Raw genomic sequence first — 21,674 nt, forward strand, 5'->3', positions numbered from 1 at the left:
TTATTTTGGGGATAGCCGATGAATACGCTGATTATCAGTGTGGACATGGGCGAACCAGATTATCAGGCTCATGCCGATGAGTTTGTGATGCTGGCGACTGGCGCAGGGGCAGTTATTGCCGATGTGGTGGTAGCTAAGCGCAGCAAACCAGATGCAGCCTATTTCATTGGCTCAGGCAAGGTTGAAGAAGCGGTACGGTTGGCAGAGGCTCTAGAAGTTGAGCTTATTTTGTTCGACCATCCCCTAAGTCCTGCGCAGCAGCGAAATCTAGAACGACAGTTCAATCGTCGTGTAGTAGATAGGGTATCGCTGATCTTGGATATCTTCGCCTTACGAGCACAAAGCCACGAAGGTAAGTTGCAAGTAGAGCTCGCGCAGCTACAGCACTTATCTACCCGTTTAACACGGCTGTGGACGCACTTGGAGCGTCAGCAGGGTGGTATAGGTATACGTGGGCCTGGTGAGTCTCAGCTTGAGCTGGATCGCCGTATGATCGGCGATAAAGTACGTAAGTTGCGTGAGCGGCTTGAAAAAGTGCAGCGCCAACGCGCTACACAGCGTCGAGCACGTATGCGCAGTAGTACCTTAACGGTTGCTTTGGTGGGTTACACCAACGCCGGAAAATCCACACTTTTTAATGCATTGACGCGCGCTAATGCGTATGCAGCCGATCAGCTTTTTGCCACGCTGGATCCTACAACCCGAAAAATTTGGATTGAAGGAACTGGGCAGGTAGTGGTGTCAGACACGGTAGGCTTTATTCGTGATCTGCCCCCCGCATTGATTGCTGCGTTCCGTGCTACGCTCGAAGAAACAGTGCATGCCGATTTGCTCTTGCATGTTGTGGACGCATCCAGTCCTCAGCGTGATGAACAAATACACGAAGTACATAAAGTACTGGAAGATATTGGGGCGGCACAGATACCTCGTGTGCTGGTCTATAACAAGATCGATCAAGCGGGTTTCGAACCTAGGATCGAGCGCGATGAACATGGTAAGATTTTGCGTGTCTTTGTCAGCGCCCTTGAGCGGGTTGGGCTAGACTACTTACGCGAAGCGATTGCCGAATCAGGTCAACTTTCAGAAAGTAATGCGTTTAATGTCCAGAATTTACAACTTGAATGATCCCGGTTGGGGGCGTAGCGGCGAGAAAAAAGGTGATCAACCTCCTCGTCGTCCTGAGTCCGGCCAAGAAGGTCCGCCAGATCTAGACGAAGTATGGCGCGATTTTAATAACCGCTTGGGTTCGGTTTTTGGTCGTAAGCAGCGTGGCGGCAATCAACCTCCAGGTGGTGGTGCGGGTGGTAATACCCCTCGCATGCCTAAAGGCTCGCCTAAAATTTTCCTAGGTCTAGGGATCGCAGCAGTCGGCTTTTGGCTGGCTAGCGGTTTCATGATCGTAGAAGAGGGGCAGGTTGCTGTAGTGACCCGTTTTGGTCAGTACACTAAAACCTTGGGCCCTGGTCTGCAATGGCGCTTGCCTAGCCCTATAGAAGAGTCTCAGGACGTGAACGTAGCGCAACTGCGTACTATCGAACTGGGCTACAGAGGCAACTCCCGCAATAAAGTGCTACCTGAGTCACTGATGCTGACGCAGGATGAAAGTATCGTGGACGTGCAGTTCGTGGTGCAGTACCGACTGCAACCTGGTGGCGCGCCTGATTACTTGTTTAATACGGTTGCTCCAGATGACGCTGTGCGCCAAGCCGCCGAGACTGCTATGCGCGAAGTTGTGGGCCGTACGCCTATGGACTCCATCTTGTACTCGGGTCGTACCGTTGTAGCGCAAGATGTGCAGAAATTGGCGCAAAGTATTCTTGAGCTGTACAAAACGGGTATTGAGATCAGTACCGTTGCGATTCAGAACGTTCAGCCGCCAGAGCAAGTTCAGGCCGCTTTTGACGATGCTGTGAAGGCGGGTCAAGACCGTGAGCGCCTGATTAACGAAGGTAATGCGTACGCCAACAAGATTCTTCCTGAGGCACGAGGTCAAGTGTCCAGAATGATGGAAGAGGCAGAAGGGTATAAAGCACGTGTTATTGGTGATGCGCAGGGTGATTCCGCACGCTTTACCAGCGTAGAGCAAGAGTACGTCAAAGCACCAGGTGTGATGCGTGATCGTCTCTACCTGACAACCATGCAGGAGATCCTCGAGCAAACAGCCAAGGTTATGGTGGACTTACCTGCAGGCAGCAATATGTTGTATTTGCCTTTGGATAAGATCACGAGCCAAGCAGCTAAAGCAAACTCTGCGGGTTCGGTTGGTAATGGCAGTGATGCGGCAGTGTCTGCTGCAGCATCGGCAGCCACGACAACAAGCAAGCCTGTAGAAGCAGCACGTCCTGCTGCGGCAGCGGCTTCGCAAGGGGCTAATAGCTTGCCTAACCTTTACTCGCCTTATTCCCGCTAGGAGATCACAATGCATCGTTTGTTTCCAGCATTGATCGCCTTGGCCATCGCCCTGGCGGTATTGCTATCCTCCGTTTTTATCGTACGCGAACGTGATTTAGCGTTGGTGTTTGCGCTGGGGGAAGTGAAAGAGTCCATTTCCAAACCCGGTTTGTATTTCAAGCTGCCACCGCCATTCCAGAACGTCGTGTTCTTGGATAAGCGTTTGCAAACAATTGAGAACAAAGAGCCTGAGCGTATTCAAACAGCAGAAAAGAAAAACTTGCTGATTGATTACTACGTGAAATGGCGTATTTCTGACCCACGTCAGTACTACGTGACATTTGGCGCATCAGATCGTGGTGCAGTAGAGCGCTTGCAAGCGCAGATTCGCGACGCACTGAACGCGGCAGTTAACGTACGTACCGTAAAAGATGTAGTGGCTTCAGAACGTGACGAAATCATGCGCGAAGTGCTGAATGCGGTAGCTGCGCGTGCTCGTCCGTTTGGTGTGGAAGTCATTGACGTGCGTTTGACACGTATTGGTTTTGTGCCAGAGATTTCTGAGTCTGTGTACCGTCGTATGGAAGCTGAGCGTAAGCAAGAGGCTAACCGTTTGCGTGCAACCGGTATGGCAGAAAGCGAACGTATTCGTGCGCAAGCCGATCGTACGCGTGAAGAAATGTTGGCTGAGGCTTATGCGAAATCTCAAGCTATACGAGGTGATGGTGATGCGGAAGCCGCTGGTGTGTACGCTTCGGCATATGGCAAGAACCCAGAGTTCTATCGCTTCTACCGTAGCTTAGAGGCCTATCGTAACGCCTTCAGTTCTGAGAACGATGTCCTCGTGATCAGTCCTGATACGGAATTCTTTAACTTCTGGTCTCAGAGCAAGGATTCCCGTTAAACCACAATTGGTATAGACGGGCTTGCCACAGCGAGGCAAGTTTCGTTTATACTAACGTGTAAGTTATTACACCATTTCGCAGGCGACTTGGAGGGCTTACGCCCCAAGTCGCCTTTTTGTTGTTTGTGTATTTATTGACTACGCCGCACGAGTCTTAGACATGTCAAATTGGTTGTTACCCGAAAGTCTGGCTGATATTCTGCCTGCAGAAGCTCGACGCATCGAGGAACTACGTAGAAAGCTGCTTGATCTGTATCGCACCTATGGGTTCGAACTGGTTATGCCCCCCTTGGTAGAGTACCTGGAGTCCTTACAGGCTGTTTCGGGTACCAAATTAAACTTGCGAACCAATAAGTTGGTAGACCAGTTGTCTGGTCGTACCATGGGTGTGCGCGCTGATATGACGCCGCAAGTTGCTCGAGTGGATGCCCACTTGCTGAACAGGGAAGGGGTGACACGTCTGTGTTATTGTGGTCCTGTATTGCACGCGCGTCCTACCGGCTTGATGGCTGATCGCGAACTGCTGCAAATTGGTGCAGAGGTGTTCGGTTGTGCTGGGGTAGAGGCGGATATAGAAATTATTCGCTTGGCTCTGGCAAGTGTTGCCGCCGCTGGCGTGCAGGGCGCTAGGCTGGATTTGAACTTTCCTGGTATTGGTCAGACCTTGATCAATCAGGAACCAGCGCTGGTGCCATATTCCGCTGAAATTTTTGATCTGTTAAGCACCAAAGATATGCCTGGTATCCAAGAGTTGGGTAGCAGAGTAGAAAGGTGCAATCCTGCTGTGATTGAGCACTTGCTGGTATTAACTGGCTTGTACGGCGAGGTAGACGCTACCTTGGCAGCAGCACGCAAAAAATTACCGGCATTGCCCGAGATTGTTGCCGCTTTGGATGGTCTGGAAGTGCTGGTTGCAGCGCTGCCTGGCCAAGCACTGGCAATGGACTTGGCTGACATGGCGGGTAGTTATGGTTATCACACTGGCGCAGTATTTTCTGTGTATGCACCGGGTTGGCACGATGCGCTAGTACGTGGTGGACGTTATGACGGCGTAGGCAAAGTCTACGGTCGTTCGCGTCCGGCAACCGGGTTCAGTCTGGATTTACGCAAACTGTCGGGTGGGTTAACACCTGCCACAGCAACGCAAGCAATACGAGCCCCATGGGGTTTGGATGAGGCCTTGCTGAAGGCCATCTCGGCACTGCGTGAATCGGGGCAGATTGTAATACAGATGTTTCCTGATCAGGTCCCCACTCAAGATGAGTTCATCTTTGATAGGGAGTTGATTTGCGAAGCGGATCAGTGGCACTTAAGGGCGATTTCTGCATAAATATGCAAGTTCGCGTGGTTTTTGGTGGTTGAGCGGCATAACCGTTCCTATTTTACTAAGTACGTAACATGAGCAAGAATATTGTAGTCATCGGCACGCAGTGGGGTGATGAAGGTAAGGGCAAGATCGTTGATTGGCTTGCTGAATCTGCCCAAGGCGTTGTACGTTTTCAAGGTGGTCACAATGCGGGTCACACGCTTTGGATCAATGGACAAAAAACGGTATTGCGTTTGATTCCCTCTGGGATCATGCATAGCCACGTTACTTGCTATATCGGCAATGGCGTAGTGCTGTCACCTGAAGCGTTGCTGGCAGAAATTGCTGAGCTAGAAGCAGCAGGTTTGAATGTGCGTGACCGTTTGCAAATCTCTCAGGCTTGCCCGTTGATTCTGCCTTACCACATTGCTGTGGACCAGGCGCGTGAACGCCGTAAAGGCGATGCCAAGATTGGTACTACCGGTCGTGGTATTGGGCCTGCTTACGAAGATAAAGTGGCTCGCCGTGCATTGCGTGTGCAAGATCTGTTTGATCTGGTTAAGTTTGAAGAAAAGCTCAAAGAAATTCTGGATTACCACAACTTTGTGTTGACCCAGTACCTAGGCGCAGAGGCAGTATCTGTTGCGCAAGTGATGGAGCAAGTACGCACATACAGTGAAGCGCTGAAGCCTATGGTGGCTGATGTGTCCAACAACTTGTACGTTGCTAAGAAAGAAGGGCAGAAGTTGCTCTTTGAAGGCGCGCAAGGTGCGTTGCTGGATATCGATCACGGTACATACCCATTCGTTACTAGCAGCAACTGCTTGGCTGGTGCGGCATCGGCTGGTGCGGGCGTTGGCCCTCAACAGTTGGAGTACGTACTGGGTATTGCTAAGTGCTACACCACACGTGTAGGTTCTGGTCCTTTCCCAACTGAGCTGCACGACGAAGTCGGTACACGCATGGCTACTGTTGGCAAAGAGTTTGGCTCCGTAACAGGTCGTGCTCGTCGTTGTGGTTGGTTTGATGGTGCGGCGATGAAGCGCTCTGTCATGATCAATGGCATTACCGGTTTGTGTATGACTAAGCTTGACGTATTGGACGGCTTGGAAACACTGAAAATTGGTGTGGGCTACCGTTACAACGGTGAGTTCCTAGACGTGCTGCCATACGGTGCAGACGCTGTGGCAGGTGCTGAGCCAGTGCTGGAAGAAATGCCAGGTTGGTCAGAGACCACCGTTGGTGTGACTGAGTACGACAAATTGCCTGTAAACGCTCGTCGTTACCTAGAGCGTATTGCTGAAATTTGCGATGTGCCTATTGATATGGTGTCTACTGGTCCAGATCGTCGTGAAACGATTGTTCTGCGCGACCCGTTTACTAACTAAGTTTAGTTAGGCATTATTTTGCACAAGGCGGCTATTTTTAGCCGCCTTGTGCGTTTTTGTCATCATGAGGGCGGTGATCGCATAGTGGTAGATGATTTTCAGGCGTAGGCAGTGATATGATTCTACTTTGTTTGTCAGTCAGGAATTTTTATGAGTTTGCCCCCAAACACCGATAGTGATCTTTGGATAAGTTGGGATGAGTATCACCGTCTGATAGAACGTCTGGCATTAACCATTCATGAGTCCGGCTGGAAGTTTGACAAGATTGTCTGCTTGGCTCGTGGTGGTATGCGAGTGGGCGATATCATTTCTCGTATTTACGATGTACCTTTAGGTATCCTCGCAACCAGTAGCTACCGTGAAGCCGCTGGTACCCAACAAGGGGCCTTGGATATTGCGCAGTTTATTACCATTACCCGTGGTACGCTGGACGGTAATGTATTATTGCTGGATGATATGGTCGATACAGGCATGACCTTCAAGCGCGTGCGCGACCATCTACGTCAGCAATTTCCTGCCATCAATGAATTACGTACTGGTGTGTTGTGGTGGAAAGGGCACTCCGGTGTAGAGCCTGATTACCACGTGGATCACCTGCCAACGAACCCTTGGATTCACCAGCCTTTTGAGGATTACGACAGCATTCGTCCTCATCAGTTGGAGCCTTGGATTCGTAAAGGTCGTAGCAGTAACTAATAGCCGAAGCTAATACCATGAAAAATTATGGCGAGTGTGAGTTTTAAACGGCTCATATCTTTATTGTCATAGGTTTTCGTGGTATTCTACAAGGCTACCCCGTATGCCTTTTGCGGTTTGAAACAAAAGGGCTGGGCAAAGCATGGTAGCTTGGATATAAGTGGTTTTATTTATATCTGACGTCGCTGATACGTGTCATATGTTGTGGTCTGGATCATAATGTAGTGCGACTGCAACGTATGTTTTTGCCCTAGTGGCCTTTTTGTTCAGGCAGAAAGTGCTTTTGATTGATTTACTAACTGAATTTAGAACTACATGTCTATTGTTCGCCTAAAAGAGAACGAGCCTTTCGAGGTCGCAATGCGCCGTTTTAAGCGCACTATTGAAAAAACAGGTCTGCTGACCGAACTGCGCTCACGCGAGTTCTACGAGAAGCCAACTGCTGAGCGCAAGCGTAAACACGCCGCCGCAGTAAAGCGCCACTACAAGCGCATCCGTAGCCAGCAACTGCCTCCACGCCTATATTGATTCCTGAATCTTTTATTCAGGAACTGCTCGTACGCATCGATATTGCCGATGTTGTAGGGCGCTATGTGCAGTTAAGAAAGGGTGGAGCCAACCTGCTTGGACTCTGCCCTTTTCACAACGAAAAATCCCCCTCCTTCACTGTCAGTCCAACTAAACAGTTCTATCACTGCTTTGGTTGTGGCGCTCATGGTTCTGCCGTCACATTTTTGATGCAGCATACCGGAGCTAGTTTTCCTGAGGCCGTACGCAGTCTTGCCAATGAGGTAGGTATGGTGGTGCCTGAAGCACCCCGAAGCCCACAGCAGCGTGCAGCAGATCAGCGTCGTAAGGTTGAGGTCTCCCGTCATCAGCAAATTTTGGATGCGGCGCAGGAACATTACCTGCGAGAACTGAAACGTAGTGAAGCGGCTAAGCAGTATCTTAAAAAGCGTGGCTTAACCGGCGAAATTGCCAAAACCTTCGGCTTGGGCTGGAGTGGCACAGAGCGTCGTGGATTAAGCAGCGTCTACCCCAATTACGAAGATCCGTTGTTAATTGAGTCCGGTTTGGTAATAGAGGGCGATGATGGTCGCCGCTATGATCGATTCAGACAGCGGGTGATGTTCCCTATTCGCAATAGTCGCGGCCATATTATTGGTTTTGGCGGGCGATTGATTGAAAAAGGGGAGCCTAAATACCTCAACTCACCTGAAACCTCCTTGTTCTCCAAAGGGCACGAGCTCTATGGGCTATGGGAAGGGCGCAAAGGCATCAGAGATGAAGGCTTTGTGGTGGTGGTTGAAGGGTATATGGATGTGGTGGCATTGGCACAGCACGGTTTAGCCAATGCTGTGGCGACCTTAGGTACGGCCACGAGCGAACACCACATTAAAAAACTCATTCGTAGCAGTGACCGCATCGTGTTCTGCTTTGATGGCGATCAGGCTGGGCGTAAAGCCGCATGGCGTGCGTTGGTAACATGTTTACCCTTGGTGCGTGATGATGTGGCGATGCGTTTTATGTTCCTAGAGCAAGGTCATGACCCAGACTCTTTTGTGCGCGAAAGTGGTGCTGATGCATTCCGAGAACAGGCGAGTCAAGCCAGCGCACTCTCTACCTTTATGCTGGACGAGTTGTCCGAGCGTCATGCCTTAAACGAGGCAGAGGGTAGGGCGGCGTGCGTGCACGAAGCGTTGCCACTGTTAAAAAGTTTGCCTGACATTACGTTGTCAGTGCAGATTCAAAATGAATTTGCCAAACTGGTGCAGCTAACACCAGAAGAACTGCAGCAGCGTTTAAGTGCAGTGACAGGTGTAGCGGCGGCAGCGAACCAAGCGTCAAGCACTGAGTATGGCAATGCGCCACCCATGGATTATGGTCCGCCAGATGACTATATCCCGTTTGATGATGGTGATGCGCCGTACGCAGATTTTGGTGGCATGCCCTATGACAATATGCCATCATCGGGGCAGAGCAAGCCTCGTCGACGTCAGCGTGGCAGAGCGTCTAGTGGCCATGCTGGTGGCTTTGGCGGTAATGAAGTAAGGTCACGTACAGTGATGCCGTTAGCGAAGCGCTTATTGCGTTTGTTGGCTGCGCATCCTGAGCTGGTGAGCCGATTGGCAGACCAGCAACTTGAAATTATCGTACAAAGTCCCAATCTACTACTTGTACAAGAGCTAATCGCGCTCATTAATGTGTGCGATGCCAAGCATTCAGGTGCATTGTTGGAAGCGGTTGATCCTGATACTGAGCTTGGTGAGTTGTTGATAGCGTTAACAACTGATTTATTGGCAGAGGAAGAGCTGCCTAGTCCGCAGGTAGAGTTACAAGATACGTTGCGTAGAGTAGAGCAGGTATTGGTGAAGACTGAATTAGATGCGTTGGCGAGTAGTGGGCTTCCAGATGAGGCTTCGCGCCGACGGTATCAAGAACTTTTCAAGCGTAGTGTTCTGCTTAATGCTGCGCCTGGTTCGCAACTGAAGTAAAATATAAGGTTTAGGTAGTTTGCAAAACCATTGGTAGGTAAAGGGCCACGCTCTATTGAGCATACGGCACGATACGTAGTTGGATTCTGATTAATCAAGCCCTTAGCAAAATAGCAGGGACACTTATACAGTACTGATCAGAACGCACGTTTCACCTGGTCCTCCCAGTAGTTTGGCGAATTACCCGATTGCGTTTTGTCCTGTGGCACTATGCTGCTTTAGCTGTGCTACGTCTATGGGATCCACTATGACACAAACGACTGGTAAGAAATCGGTGACTACGGAAGATGAAAAACGTGTAGTGATGGCAGCAGCCGCTGCATCCGACGATACTTCTGTGGGCGTTGAGCCGGCAGCAAAAACAGCCAAGAAAGCCGCTAAAAAAGTGGCAAAGAAGGCTGCTGCCACAAGTGCGGATGATACGACTGCAGTGAAAAAGACTGCTAAGAAAGCCGCTAAGAAGGCTGCAGCGAAAGCTGCTGCAGTCCCAGGTCGTCGTGGGCGTCCTGCCAAAAACACGAATTACGATGATGAGGATGATGACCTGCACGATAGTGATGAGGTTATTCCTGATCTGAAACCCGTCAGCAAAAAAGGTGCTAAACGCGGTCGCGGTGAACGCGATGTGTTTGGTGGCCGCGGTCAGTTGACGCCAGAAGAGCAAGAAGCTCGTCGTAACCGCCTGAAAGCCCTGATTAAACTGGGTAAAGAGCGCGGTTACTTGACCTATGGCGAAATCAACGACCATTTGCCTGATGATCTGGTTGATGCTGAAGCGATTGAGGGTATTATCGGCACCTTTGGCGACATGGGTATCTCGGTCTACGACCAAGCCCCTGACGCTGATACCTTGCTGATGAGCGACACCGTGCCATCGGCTTCTAGTGACGATGACGTGGACGATGAGGCCGAAGCAGCATTGACCACGGTAGATTCTGACTTCGGTCGTACGACTGACCCAGTACGTATGTACATGCGTGAAATGGGTTCAGTAGAACTGCTGACACGTGAAGGCGAAATTGAAATCGCTAAACGTATTGAAGACGGTCTGAAACACATGATCATGGCGATTGCCGCTTGCCCAACTACGGTGAAAGAAGTGCTTTCATACGTAGAGCAAGTACGTGGCGGCACCATGGAGATCGACGAAGTTGTTGACGGTCTGATCGATGATGACGGCGAAGAATACGCCGGTTCAGGTGTGACTCGCGACGAAGATGATGAAGGCCCAGCAGGCGGCATGAGCAGCCAGCAGCTTGAGCATCTGCGTACCAAGTCCTTGAAAAAATTCGATTTGATCAACGACTGGTTCGAGAAAATGCGCACTGCCTTTGAAAAAGAAGGCTACCGCAGCGAAGGCTACTTAAAAGCCAAAGAAGCCATTCTTGAAGAGTTCATGGGTGTGCGCTTTACCGCCAAAATGGTTGAGCGTTTGGCTGACACTATGCGTAATCAGGTAGCAGAAGTTCGTGCTCACGAGCGTGAAATTCTGAATATCTGTGTACACCGCGCTGAAATGCCACGTTCACACTTCATCAAGAGCTTCCCTGGTAATGAAGTGAATCTGGAGTGGGTAGCACAAGAAATTGCTGCTAACCCTGCGTATGCTGAAACACTAGAACGCAATATTCCTGCGATTCAAGAAGTACAGCAAAAGCTGATTGATTTGCAAACTAGCGTTGTGTTGTCGCTGAAAGACCTGAAAGAGGTTAACAAACGCATGCTAACTGGCGAGGCCAAAGCACGTAAAGCGAAGCGTGACATGACCGAAGCCAACTTGCGTTTGGTGATTTCCATTGCGAAAAAATACACCAACCGTGGCTTGCAGTTCTTGGATCTGATTCAAGAAGGTAACATCGGTTTGATGAAGGCCGTGGACAAGTTTGAATACCGTCGCGGTTATAAATTCTCTACCTATGCTACATGGTGGATTCGTCAGGCGATTACTCGTTCTATTGCTGACCAGGCGCGTACGATTCGTATCCCTGTGCACATGATCGAGACCATCAACAAGATGAACCGCATCAACCGTCAGATTTTGCAAGAAACTGGTGTAGAGCCAGATCCAGCAACACTGGCGCAGAAGATGGATCTTCCAGAAGATCGCGTACGCAAGATTCTGAAAATCGCCAAAGAGCCTATTTCCATGGAAACGCCTATTGGTGACGATGATGATTCCCACTTGGGCGATTTCATTGAGGACAACAATACCGTGTCCCCATCGGATTCTGCATTGCACGGCGATATGCGTGGCGTGGTGAAAGAAGTGTTGGATTCCCTGACACCTCGCGAAGCTAAAGTGCTGCGTATGCGTTTCGGTATCGAAATGAGCACTGACCAAACGTTGGAAGAAGTAGGTAAGCAGTTTGACGTAACGCGTGAGCGTATTCGTCAGATTGAGGCGAAGGCACTGCGCAAATTGCGTCACCCTAGCCGTGCTGACAAACTGAAATCCTTCTTGGAAAGTCAGTAAGCGAAAAGATGGTGCGCGGTATAGCGCACTGTCTAACAAGTGGTAGAGTAACGACGAACCTCTGGTGTTTAGCCAGAGGTTTTGTCGTTTCTGGGCTGTTGTTTGTGGTGTGAGATTCTGCAAATCTGTTCATCGCACACGCTGGGGACTGCAGGAATACTTTTTGTGATTTGTACACCAAATCAAAAAAGTTTCCTCTCCGTCCCCCGATGATTCTGAATGAGGGTAGGTTTACAGCCCTTTCTTTTGCGGCAGTGTTATCTATCCATGCGGTATTTAGAATTGATCTGGCCTACCTGGTGCTAATGCGACGGTGCTTAATGACTATTTCTGCTCATAGTGAGATGAGGGTAGCAATGGTGGTGATATTGAAAATACCTTCATCTACCAGCGACAGAAATACGCTTTACTCGCAGCAACTACCAAAGCAAAAACCGTGGCAAGCCATGAAGGGAAAACGGAGGAAAGTATTTTTTTATTTGGTGTACAAATTAAAAATACTTTTCGCAGTGCTAGCTATGGCAGCTAGTGGTGAATACGTTGGTGGAAGCGCCGTTTGCTATAGGAGCTCGAGTGCCCTGCAGCCTAGGTTACTCTGCTCGCTGGTGCACACAGGCCCCCGCTGCATACGTAGCATAGATACAGCGATCATCCCCTAATAAGGCTACCGCAAATAGCAGTTCCTCCAAGCTATTGGCAGTAGAGCTGCGTCTAGCCAATAACGGAGTAGCGTGGGTGTCTAGCACAATAAAGTCAGCTTCCGCCCCCGCTGCTAAAGTACCTATTTTCCCTGCTAAACCCAACGCCTCAGCAGCACCGGCTGTGCAGTGATAAAACAGCTGCAATGCGGGCAGATAGTGCTGCTGCAGTCTCGCCACTTTATAGGCTTCATCCATCGTGCGTAACAACGAGAACGACGTACCAGCCCCTACATCAGTTGCTAAGGTGTAGCGCATCTGGCTGTTTTCAGCAGCAGCCACATCAAATAGTCCGCTGCCTAAAAATAGGTTAGAGGTAGGGCAGTGTGCGGCTACGCTCTGTGTGTCACGCATACGGCCTCGGTCTGTTTCATCCAACCAAATACAGTGTCCGTATACGGCTTTAGGGCGTAGCAAACCGTACTGGTCGTAAATGTCCAGATAGCTACGGCTGTTAGGGAAGAGTTCAGCGGCCCATTTCACTTCAGCTTGGCTTTCGGCTACATGACTTTGTATATAAACGTCTGTGTAAGCCTTAGCAAGCTCGCCACAGCGTCCTAGTTGCTCAGGGGTGGAGGTGGGGGCAAAGCGTGGTGTCAGCGCGTATAGCTGCCTTCCTGTGCCGTGCCAGTGCTGTATCAGGGCTTCACTATCTCTGGCACCGTTTTCAGCCGTGTCTTGTAAATAGTCAGGGCAGTTTCTATCCATTAGCACTTTACCGGCAATCATGCGTAGATTACGGCGGTGGCTGGCTTCAAAGAAAGTGTTCGTGGCTTCTTTGTGAGACGTACAGTACACCATGGCGGTGGTGGTTCCGTTACGCAGTAGTTCGTCTAAGAAGAATTCGCTAATTTCTGCGGCATGTATAGGGTCAGAGAAACGGTTTTCCGTAGGGAAGGTATAGTTTTCTAGCCAAGGAAGTAGATCTGGCGCGGGTGAGGCAATCATTTCCGTTTGTGGAAAATGAATGTGGCTATCTATAAAGCCCGGCATCAGTAGTTTGTTATCAAAGCGAGTGAGGGGGATGCCGTCCGTCAGCAGGTGCTGCAAACTGCTGTAGTCGCCACAGGCTAGCACCTTACCCGCTTGTACCAACAGTAAGCCATCAGAATGGTAGGTAATGCAGTCTTGATACTGCTTGTGTTGAGCTGAGGGTTGCTGGTGAAAGTACAGCAGTGCGGCACGAAACGCCTGAGTGGTGGTGTGGGTAGAGACAGTAATCATGATGGGCGTATCCTGAAATCACAGAAACGATTCGTGCAGTTGTAGTAGTTGAGCTGTGATGGCTACCGCAATGGCGGCGGGTTCCTTGCTACGTATTTGGCCTATGCCTATGGGGCAGGTGAGTCGTTCAATAACCTCATCGGTGATCCCACGTTGGCGAAAGCGTTTCTCAAACTGTTGGCGTTTGGTTTGAGAGCCTATTAATCCGGCATATCTGAAATCGTTGCGCTGCAAGATATGGTTGCACAGTTTTTGGTCTAAATCGTGGCGGTGTGTCATCACTAGGAAGTAAGCATTGGCGGGCGCAAGCTCTACCGCCTCCTCCGGAAAGTCGGTGATGTGTACTTGTACGTTGCTGGGAATGCTATCGGGAAATTCTGCTTCGCGTTCATCTACCCAGGTCACAGAGCAATCACTGAGACTTCCTAGAAAATGAACCAATGCTTTGCCTATGTGTCCCGCACCAAATAACACCACGGGGATAGCGGGGGGCGACAGTTCGTCGGTGAACCATTGGGTATGGCCGTCTAGGTCTTTATCCAGACGTGTGTGGCCTAAACTGTGAGGCAACTCCATCAGGCTTACGTCATGCTGAGCTCCCATACCTACACGGCGTTGAGCGCTTTTTCCAGTATCCAATAAGGTAGCGAGATCTTCTAACCATTCCAGATCATCGCTGCCTAGTAATTCAAAGACTAGCGTGACCATGCCACCGCAGCATTGCCCTAAGCGAGGGCCTAGTGGATAGCGTTCAATTAAGCGTGCAGATTTACCGGCGACATGCTCGCTCATCAGCGTACGGGCTTGACGAATGGCTTGCCATTCTAAGTGTCCACCCCCTATGGTTTGCCACTGCTGCGTGCTGCTGACCAACATGCGTGTACCCGCATTGCGAGGAGCGGAGCCTTTGGTTTGGGCTACCGTAATTAATACGGCAGCCTGCCCTTGGTCCAGCAGTCGCCGTGCTTGGCGTATCAATGCTGGCATGGCTTAGCTCCCCTGTTGTGCTCGCTCTACGGCAGCGAGTATGGCCTCAGGCGTAGCAGGAGCATTCAGCGTAGGTTGACGCGTGTAGTTACTGGTACTGGCTACCGCATCGCGCAGCGCATTGAATACACAAAAAGGCAGCAGTAAGGGGGGCTCACCCACGGCTTTAGAGCGGTGAATACTGGGTTGAACGTTTTGATTATCAAACAGCTTGACCGAGAAATGCTCTGGGCAATCACGTATGGCTGGGATCTTATAGGTGGAAGGCGCATGCGTTCTTAATCGGCCTTCTTTATCCCACCACAGTTCTTCCAATGTTAACCAACCCATGCCTTGAATGAATGCACCTTCTACTTGCCCTATATCCAGAGCAGGGTTGAGCGAGCGACCCACATCATGCAGTGCATCGGCGGCCAACAGCGACCATTCGCCGGTTAGGGTGTCTAGCACTACCTCTGCTACGGCTGCCCCATATGAAAAGTAATAGAACGGGTTGCCCGTCATTTTGACGCCATCCCAATGCAAACCGGGGGTGGCGTAAAAGCCGTCGGACCACAGTTGAACACGCTGCAAGTACGCTTGTTCTACCACCTCGGCAAAAGGCGTGACTAAGCTGCCTGCATACACCATGCCTTTGGCGAAATGTATGTCCTCGGGTTGTAGTTGCTGTAGTGTTGCCCAAAACTCAGTTAGCCGTGCTCGTACTTGGGCAGCGGCATCTTGTGCGGCCATCCCGTTTAAGTCAGAGCCAGTAGAGGCAGCAGTAGCAGAGGTATTGGCAACTTTGCTGGTGTCTGTGGCGGTACAACGTACTTGGTCGAGTGTGAGCCCCAGCTCATGGGCGACCACTTGCGCGACTTTGGTGTTCAGCCCCTGGCCCATTTCCGTACCGCCGTGATTCACGAGTACAGAACCATCTCGATAAACGTGTACCAACGCACCCGCTTGGTTAAAGGCGGGGAAGTTAAATGAAATACCAAATTTTACGGGCGTGAGCGCCAAGCCTTTTTTTAGAATGGTATTGCGTTTATTGAACTCCAATACCGCTTGCCTGCGTTTGTGGTAGCGGCAGTCTGCACTTAATTGCGCGACTAGCGTGTCAATGACGTTGTCTTTGACTACTTGACCATAGGGGGTGAGGTTGCGGTCTTCATGGCCATAGAAGTTACGTTGGCGCACCAACAAAGGGTCTATGCCTAAGTGACGCCCAATGTTATCCAAAATGACTTCCATCACCAATGCGCCTTGTGGGCCACCAAAGCCTCTAAATGCGGTATTGGATTGCGTATTCGTCCGAGCACATAACGCGTGTATGGCGACGTGTTCCAGATAGTAGGCGTTATCGAAGTGACACACGGCACGGGTAGCAACAGGGCCGGATAAGTCGGCGGAGTAACCCGCATTTAAGGCCATGTCTACGTAAGCGCCCAGAATATTCCCGTCGTTATCAAAGCCTATGTCCCACTCGTAGTACACGCCGTGGCGTTTACCGGTGATGGTCATATCGTCTTCACGGTCTAAACGCAGTTTGATGGGGCGGTGCAGTTTTTGCGCGGCAATGGCGGCTACGCAGGCATACAGTGCGGATTGTGATTCTTTACCGCCAAAACCACCGCCCATGCGTCGGCAGGTGACTTCGATTTTGTGTGTGGACACCTTCAGTGCGCGTGCGGCCAGCATCTGCATTTCAGTAGGGTGCTGGGTAGAGCAGTAAATGCGTACTGCACCATCATCCTGAGGCAAAGCATACGAAATTTGGCCTTCCAGATAAAACTGTTCTTGGCCACCACACTCAAAAGTGCCTTGTAGGCGATGAGGAGCGCTGGCGAGCTTTTCATGGGGATTGCCACGCACCAAGTTGAACGGTGGCAATACGCTAGCCCCTGCCGCTTTAGCTTCTTTTGCCGTCAGGATAGCGGGTAAGGCTTCGTATTCGATTTTAGCTAACCGCGCAGCACGGCGTGCTAGGTCATGGCTGGTTGCAATGACGGCAAAGATGGGTTGCCCCACGTAGTGCACCACACCATCTGCTAACAAAGGGTCATCGTGTAACACAGGGCCGCAGTTGTTCTCGCCGGGCACATCAGCCACCGTGAGTACGGCGACTACGCCTTGCGCCGCTTTAACCGGCTGTAAATCCATGGACAGGATATTCGCGTGCGCTTGGGTAGAGAGCCCCAGAGCGATGTGCAGCGTACCTTGTGACTCAGGAATGTCGTCGGTGTAAATAGCCTTGCCGTTTAGGTGCAAGACTGCGGACTCATGGTAGGGCGATACGCCTACTTGGCGTGCATCGTGTAGCAGATCGTGCTCTAGAGAGTCAGTGTGAAGGCTCATGGCTGTACTCCCTCAATAGAACGAACGTGTTCAAACACGTTGAGTTGATGTGTGGCTAAGGCCTGTTCAGGGTGGGTGTGTAGGTAAAAACGGCGCAGTAAGTTGGCAGCAGCAGTGCGACGGTAATCGGCACTGGCACGCATATCGCTTAAGGGTTGGAACTCTTCGCGTAAATGATTGACGGCCACAGTCAGGGTATTGTCATCCCACGTTTTACCCAACAAAAACTGTTCTGTTTGACCTGCGCGGATCGGAGTCGCGGCCATACCACCAAAGGCGATACGAATTTGACTTACATGCTGTTGTGTATCCAGCGTGACGGAAAAGGCGGCGCACACAGCAGAGATATCTTGGTTGTATCGCTTGGCCAGTTTGTAGGTGTGGAACTGTAAGCCGGGCTGTTCACGTGGAACGCGCAGGCCTTGCACAAATTCGCCGGGTTGCAACGCCGTTTTTTGATAGGCCAGATAGAAATCTTCCAGTGGCATCTCGCGCACCTCATCCCCTTTGCGCAGCACAATACGCGCATTTAGGCAGATCAACGCTGGCATAGAGTCACCAATAGGTGAGCCATTGGCAATGTTGCCACCTAAGGTGCCAGAGTTACGTATGGGGTGCGACGCAAAGCGTTGATGCAGTTCGTGCAGTTCAGGGTAATAGCGGCACAAGGCCTCAAAAGCAGGGTTGAGCAGTACGCCAGCGCCAATGTAGACGTAGTCACCATCGTGATGATCTATATGCTGCAATTCGCGTACACGCCCAATGTAGAGCAGGTGTGGCAGATGCCTGAATTGGCGTGTCACCCATAAGCCTATATCGGTACTGCCCGCTAGAATGCGTGCGTCGGGATAGGCTAACCGCAGTTCAGCCATCTCTTTCAAGGTGAGGGGGGCGTGAAATTGCTGTTCTTCGTGTTGGTAGTGCAAGCCGTTTTCACGTTGCATGCCCAGTAAGGTGTGCTTGAGGGTGTGGTGATCGAACTCCGGGCGCTCATAGCTGAACATGCGCTCACAGGCATCAATGATGGGGCGGTATCCGGTACAACGGCAGAGGTTGCCAGACAGGGCGGCATCAATCTCGTCGCGTGTAGGTGTAGGCGAGCCGGGTGTGTGCTGCAAATACAAAGCCCACATAGACATTAAGAATCCAGGGGTACAGAAGCCGCATTGGCTACCGTGACACTCCAGCATGGCTTGCTGTACAGGGTGCAGGCTTTGGTCGGTTGCCTGTAGGTCTTCTACGCTAAAGATGGCTTTACCATCCAGAGCGGGCAGTAGTTGAATGCAGGAGTTAATCGCACGCATCTGCACGTTTTGCTCTGCATCCAGCTCGGCAACCACTACCGTACATGCGCCGCAGTCGCCTTCAGCACAGCCTTCTTTGGTGCCGGTGCAGTGTAGATCCTCGCGCAAATGCTGCAAGAGCGTGCGCGTAGTCGGGGCGTTCTGCACCTCGTGAACGTGTCCGCGATAATAGAAGCGGATAGGGGTTGTCTCCATAGCCTTGCCTGTTATGTAGTTAATGTAATGAATGGCTGCGTTCAGCATAACAGGCTGATGTCATTACAGTATTTCCGGGGGCTGATGATGACTATCAGAACTGCATCATGAGGGAATTACATAACTAGGCAGTACAGTGATGGCTGGAGATAATGCAAGAATGATTAGACCAAAAGAGCCTTTAGATACTTATTTATTGCGGGTATTGCAGTTACTGCTAACCGAGCAAAGCGTATCGCGTACGGCCTTGCAGATGGGGCAATCCCAACCTGCAATCAGCAATGCGTTGCGACGACTTCGTGAAATAACCGGAGACCAGATTCTATTGCGGGGCAAATCAGGCATGGTACCTACAGCACGCGGGACAGAGCTGCTGCACTATGCCAATGAGGCCCTACAAGCCATAGAACGTATCGCCAATCCGCCAGAGGATTTTGATCCTCAGCACTCAGAACGCGAGTTCCATGTGGCGGCGCCCGACTATCTGGACACCTTATTTCTACCCACAATCATTGAAAAACTGCGTGCGCAAGCGCCACACGTCAAACTGTATGTGCACGCGATCAGCCATGACAGCAACTATGCGGCCTTACTAGAAGAAGGGCAGCTGGATGTGGTGATTGGTAACTGGTTAGAGCCACCGCCACAGTTGTACCGCTCTCGTCTGTTTGATGACGAGGTGGTCTGTATGCTGGGTGGTCATCACCCATTGGCGCAAAAAGGGATTTCCATGAAACATTTCTTGGAGTTGCCACATTTAGCGCCTACCCCATACGTGTCACACCGTAGCAATTTTATTGACGGCTGTTTAGCCGAACAAGGGCTGCGTCGCCGTGTGCAAATGGCAGTGCCTTATTTTGGCTTAGTGCCCTATGTATTGATGCGCACAGACATGGTGTTCACCACCGGTAGGCAGTTTGCGCAGCACTATGCTAAGCACCTGCCTATCGTGGTGTTGGATGCGCCTATTGCTTTCCCGCCCATGCGCTTTTATCAACTGTGGCACCGACGAACCCACAAAGCGCCCGACGCCATTTGGTTGCGTCGCTGTATTACTGAAGTGGCAACGACGTTGTTAGGGGGCCATAAAAGCGCGACTGGTACATGAGGTAGCTTGCGCCGGTTACCCACACCCAGACTATAGGGTATTGCGCAACAAAACCCATAGATCTTGAAGGGGCAATACACGATTTGGTGTATTTATTTTGTGCACAACCACTTGGCATAATGAATTACTGGTGAAAGGTCTATCAGCTTTCACCAGTTTTTAAGCACCTCAAAAACAGCAGCTTCACCAAAGCTGTGACAATGGGACATATTTATGAATAAAAAACCCTTTTCCTGTATGAGCGGGCTGATGGGGGGCGCTGCACTAGTATTGACTGCAGTGATGTCGCCCGCCGCCGTAGCCCAAGATGATGCAGCCGCCATCGAGCGCGGAAAAACAGCCGCAATGGTCTGTGTTGCCTGTCACCAAGTAAATGGTGGCGGTATGAATATTCCTAGTGGCGAGTCTTGGCCCCGTCTGGCTGGGCAAGATCGTGACTATCTGGTTGCGCAATTGAAAGCCTTCAAAGAAGGGACCCGCGACAGCGTCAGCATGAAGCCATTTAGCATGATGCTGAATGACGAGCAGATGATGGACGTGGCGGTTTACTTTGAAAGTCTGCCTTTCCCCGATACCACCAGTGTGGCAGTGAATGCGGACGAAGCATTGTTAGAGCACGGCCGCAAACTGGTAGAGCAGGGTGACTGGGATCGCTACATCGTGTCCTGTCAAAGCTGCCACGGCCCTGGTAGCCAAGGGGTGGGCCACTTCTTTCCCAACATCGCGGGCCAGCATGAGGGCTATATCGCTGCACAGTTGAAGCACTGGCAAGATGGCACACGTAAAAATGATCCCCAAGATTTGATGGGTAGTATCGCGCGTCGCATGAATGATCGTGACATTCAGGCTGTATCAGCGTGGTTGGCCAAACAAGAAGCGGATAGCAAGGAGTAACCCATGAAAAAGAATATTTTGCTATGGATAGGTGCTTCCGTTGTGGCAACGTCAGTGTTTGCTGCGGAAGAGCCAGCGACTACAAGTAGCTTTGACCCAGCACTATTAGAACAGTTGTCGCACATGGCTCCTGGCTTTAAACCGCCAGCCGACGGTGACTATGTACACGTACCCCCAACCATGGAAGATCTGGAAAACTCCGATCTGCACCCAGAGCTAAAAGCGGTGATTCGCCGTGGTCACGATCTGTTCGTGGACACTCAGCAACTGCGCGGCGTGAACGTGTTTAACAATATGAACTGTAGTAGCTGTCACATGGGTGAAGGGCGCTTGCCTAATGCTGGCCCAGTGTGGCCTGCGGTAGTGACCTTGCCGGATTACCGTGGCAAAAACGGTCACGTCAATAACTTGGAAGAACGTATCGTAGGGTGTTTTGCGTACTCTATGAACGGTATTCCACCTGAGTACGGCAGCGACAACATGTTGGCGTTAACGGCGTACCACCAGTGGTTGGCCCGTGGTGTGCCTATGTACCCTGCAGCAGATGAAAAACTGTACGGTCGAGGCTATGCACGTTTGGCCGATCCAGAGCTTAAACCAGACGTAGAACGTGGCCGCGAGTTGTACCAAGCACAATGCGCCATGTGTCACGCTGAGGATGGCGCTGGCACGATGAAGGGCGAAAAAGTGATTTTCCCCGCATTGTGGGGCGATGGTTCGTATAACTGGGGGGCTGGTATTGCACGTCCCTTTACCTTAGCGGCATTTGTAAAACAGAACATGCCATTGGGTAAGCCTAACTCGTTAACCGACCAACAGGCATGGGATTTGGCCGAGTACATCGACACACGAGAGCGTCCTCAAGATCCGCGTTATACCGGTGATGTTAGAGAAACGCGTGAAATGTACTTAGATACCTTCCACAAAAATACCCGTTACGGCACCGAGCTAAACGGGGAGTTGTTGGCTGACCATGCCAATACAGGCCATAAACCTATCATGAAGCCAGAATTGCTGCGTTCTCGTTCTTTCGAGTAATGCACTCAAGTATTAAGTAGTGCCTTTGCCCGCTATACCGATGGTGTAGCGGGTTTTTTATATGTGACAAGTTGTAGGTAAAAGCAGGCAGAGCGAGCAGGTTTTAGTATGATTGCCCCTGTGTAAGAGCAGACGGCGACCATAAAAAGCAGCGATGTTTTTACAGTACGTAACTGGCAGCAGTAGGTGCTGGTGACAGACAGAAAATGCGATCAACCATCTTTATGGGTAATCTT

The 21,674-nt window shown here is 50.9% G+C and carries 16 protein-coding genes; 12 read left to right on the forward strand and 4 right to left on the reverse strand.

Going from position 1 to position 21,674, the window contains the following annotated elements; translation table 11 throughout:
- Positions 1 to 18: 18 nt before the first annotated feature.
- The 9 genes from hflX to rpoD all read left to right on the forward strand — a co-directional run bounded on the left by hflX (position 19) and on the right by rpoD (position 11,653).
- Positions 19 to 1,125 carry a GTPase HflX gene (hflX, locus tag ACLPHM_RS01110; RefSeq protein WP_430219439.1) on the forward strand — a complete coding sequence of 369 codons (1,107 nt, stop codon included), beginning with the start codon at positions 19 to 21 and terminating at the stop codon, positions 1,123 to 1,125.
- Entirely contained in the window at positions 1,091 to 2,410 is a 1,320-nt protein-coding gene (gene hflK / locus ACLPHM_RS01115; protein WP_430219440.1) for an FtsH protease activity modulator HflK, read from the forward strand. The genes hflX and hflK overlap by 35 nt, the downstream gene beginning before the upstream one ends.
- Positions 2,411 to 2,419: 9 nt before the next feature.
- Positions 2,420 to 3,295, forward strand: a complete 876-nt coding sequence (hflC, locus tag ACLPHM_RS01120; protein ID WP_135861979.1) for a protease modulator HflC — start codon at positions 2,420 to 2,422, stop codon at positions 3,293 to 3,295.
- A 160-nt stretch (positions 3,296 to 3,455) separates the two neighbouring features.
- Entirely contained in the window at positions 3,456 to 4,625 is a 1,170-nt protein-coding gene (locus ACLPHM_RS01125; RefSeq protein WP_430219441.1) for an ATP phosphoribosyltransferase regulatory subunit, read from the forward strand.
- Between the two features lie 68 nt (positions 4,626 to 4,693).
- Complete coding sequence (locus tag ACLPHM_RS01130; RefSeq protein ID WP_430219442.1) at positions 4,694 to 5,989, forward strand: adenylosuccinate synthase; 1,296 nt, start codon at positions 4,694 to 4,696, stop codon at positions 5,987 to 5,989.
- 150 nt (positions 5,990 to 6,139) lie between these two features.
- Entirely contained in the window at positions 6,140 to 6,685 is a 546-nt protein-coding gene (locus tag ACLPHM_RS01135; RefSeq protein WP_430219443.1) for a phosphoribosyltransferase, read from the forward strand.
- Positions 6,686 to 7,000: 315 nt separating this feature from the next.
- Positions 7,001 to 7,213, forward strand: a complete 213-nt coding sequence (rpsU, locus tag ACLPHM_RS01140; RefSeq protein ID WP_166408216.1) for a 30S ribosomal protein S21 — start codon at positions 7,001 to 7,003, stop codon at positions 7,211 to 7,213.
- The gene (dnaG, locus tag ACLPHM_RS01145) at positions 7,210 to 9,180 is read left to right on the forward strand and encodes a DNA primase (RefSeq protein WP_430219444.1); all 1,971 of its coding nucleotides are present in this window, start codon (positions 7,210 to 7,212) and stop codon (positions 9,178 to 9,180) included. The genes rpsU and dnaG overlap by 4 nt, the downstream gene beginning before the upstream one ends.
- A 247-nt stretch (positions 9,181 to 9,427) precedes the next feature.
- Complete coding sequence (gene rpoD / locus ACLPHM_RS01150; protein ID WP_430219445.1) at positions 9,428 to 11,653, forward strand: RNA polymerase sigma factor RpoD; 2,226 nt, start codon at positions 9,428 to 9,430, stop codon at positions 11,651 to 11,653.
- Between the two features lie 590 nt (positions 11,654 to 12,243).
- Here rpoD and guaD read toward each other — a convergent pair.
- From guaD to xdhA, 4 genes are read right to left on the reverse strand one after another with little or no spacing between them, the layout of a single operon-like run.
- Positions 12,244 to 13,575 (reverse strand): guanine deaminase, encoded by a 1,332-nt coding sequence (gene guaD, locus ACLPHM_RS01155; protein ID WP_430219446.1) that lies wholly within the window; start codon positions 13,573 to 13,575, stop codon positions 12,244 to 12,246.
- An 18-nt stretch (positions 13,576 to 13,593) separates the two neighbouring features.
- Positions 13,594 to 14,562, reverse strand: coding sequence for a xanthine dehydrogenase accessory protein XdhC (gene xdhC / locus ACLPHM_RS01160; protein WP_430219447.1), 969 nt, complete (start codon positions 14,560 to 14,562; stop codon positions 13,594 to 13,596).
- A 3-nt stretch (positions 14,563 to 14,565) separates the two neighbouring features.
- Positions 14,566 to 16,899 carry a xanthine dehydrogenase molybdopterin binding subunit gene (xdhB, locus tag ACLPHM_RS01165; protein ID WP_430219448.1) on the reverse strand — a complete coding sequence of 778 codons (2,334 nt, stop codon included), beginning with the start codon at positions 16,897 to 16,899 and terminating at the stop codon, positions 14,566 to 14,568.
- A complete protein-coding gene (gene xdhA / locus ACLPHM_RS01170; protein WP_430219449.1) occupies positions 16,896 to 18,398 on the reverse strand; it encodes a xanthine dehydrogenase small subunit in 1,503 nt (500 codons plus the stop codon). Before xdhA ends, xdhB begins: the two co-directional genes overlap by 4 nt.
- A gap of 160 nt (positions 18,399 to 18,558) precedes the next feature.
- Between xdhA and ACLPHM_RS01175 the strand changes: the two genes are divergently transcribed.
- The 3 genes from ACLPHM_RS01175 (at position 18,559) to ACLPHM_RS01185 (ending at position 21,438) form a co-directional block, all read left to right on the forward strand.
- A complete protein-coding gene (locus ACLPHM_RS01175; protein ID WP_430219450.1) occupies positions 18,559 to 19,506 on the forward strand; it encodes a LysR family transcriptional regulator in 948 nt (315 codons plus the stop codon).
- Between the two features lie 213 nt (positions 19,507 to 19,719).
- Positions 19,720 to 20,400 carry a c-type cytochrome gene (locus tag ACLPHM_RS01180; protein WP_430219451.1) on the forward strand — a complete coding sequence of 227 codons (681 nt, stop codon included), beginning with the start codon at positions 19,720 to 19,722 and terminating at the stop codon, positions 20,398 to 20,400.
- Between the two features lie 3 nt (positions 20,401 to 20,403).
- The gene (locus ACLPHM_RS01185) at positions 20,404 to 21,438 is read left to right on the forward strand and encodes a c-type cytochrome (protein ID WP_430219452.1); all 1,035 of its coding nucleotides are present in this window, start codon (positions 20,404 to 20,406) and stop codon (positions 21,436 to 21,438) included.
- The last annotated feature ends 236 nt before the right edge of the window (positions 21,439 to 21,674 follow it).

This window comes from Paenalcaligenes sp. Me131, from assembly GCF_050487225.1.
Lineage (GTDB): Bacteria > Pseudomonadota > Gammaproteobacteria > Burkholderiales > Burkholderiaceae_B > Paenalcaligenes.

Coding starts and splice junctions, on each gene's coding strand:
- xdhC (WP_430219447.1), bottom strand. CDS start 14,562: ATGCCAGCATTGATACGCCAAGCACGGCGACTGCTGGACCAAGGGCAG.
- hflX (WP_430219439.1), top strand. CDS start 19: ATGAATACGCTGATTATCAGTGTGGACATGGGCGAACCAGATTATCAG.
- rpoD (WP_430219445.1), top strand. CDS start 9,428: ATGACACAAACGACTGGTAAGAAATCGGTGACTACGGAAGATGAAAAA.
- hflC (WP_135861979.1), top strand. CDS start 2,420: ATGCATCGTTTGTTTCCAGCATTGATCGCCTTGGCCATCGCCCTGGCG.
- ACLPHM_RS01125 (WP_430219441.1), top strand. CDS start 3,456: ATGTCAAATTGGTTGTTACCCGAAAGTCTGGCTGATATTCTGCCTGCA.
- xdhB (WP_430219448.1), bottom strand. CDS start 16,899: ATGAGCCTTCACACTGACTCTCTAGAGCACGATCTGCTACACGATGCA.
- ACLPHM_RS01175 (WP_430219450.1), top strand. CDS start 18,559: ATGATTAGACCAAAAGAGCCTTTAGATACTTATTTATTGCGGGTATTG.
- ACLPHM_RS01130 (WP_430219442.1), top strand. CDS start 4,694: ATGAGCAAGAATATTGTAGTCATCGGCACGCAGTGGGGTGATGAAGGT.
- hflK (WP_430219440.1), top strand. CDS start 1,091: ATGCGTTTAATGTCCAGAATTTACAACTTGAATGATCCCGGTTGGGGG.
- xdhA (WP_430219449.1), bottom strand. CDS start 18,398: ATGGAGACAACCCCTATCCGCTTCTATTATCGCGGACACGTTCACGAG.
- ACLPHM_RS01185 (WP_430219452.1), top strand. CDS start 20,404: ATGAAAAAGAATATTTTGCTATGGATAGGTGCTTCCGTTGTGGCAACG.
- guaD (WP_430219446.1), bottom strand. CDS start 13,575: ATGATTACTGTCTCTACCCACACCACCACTCAGGCGTTTCGTGCCGCA.
- ACLPHM_RS01135 (WP_430219443.1), top strand. CDS start 6,140: ATGAGTTTGCCCCCAAACACCGATAGTGATCTTTGGATAAGTTGGGAT.
- rpsU (WP_166408216.1), top strand. CDS start 7,001: ATGTCTATTGTTCGCCTAAAAGAGAACGAGCCTTTCGAGGTCGCAATG.
- ACLPHM_RS01180 (WP_430219451.1), top strand. CDS start 19,720: ATGAATAAAAAACCCTTTTCCTGTATGAGCGGGCTGATGGGGGGCGCT.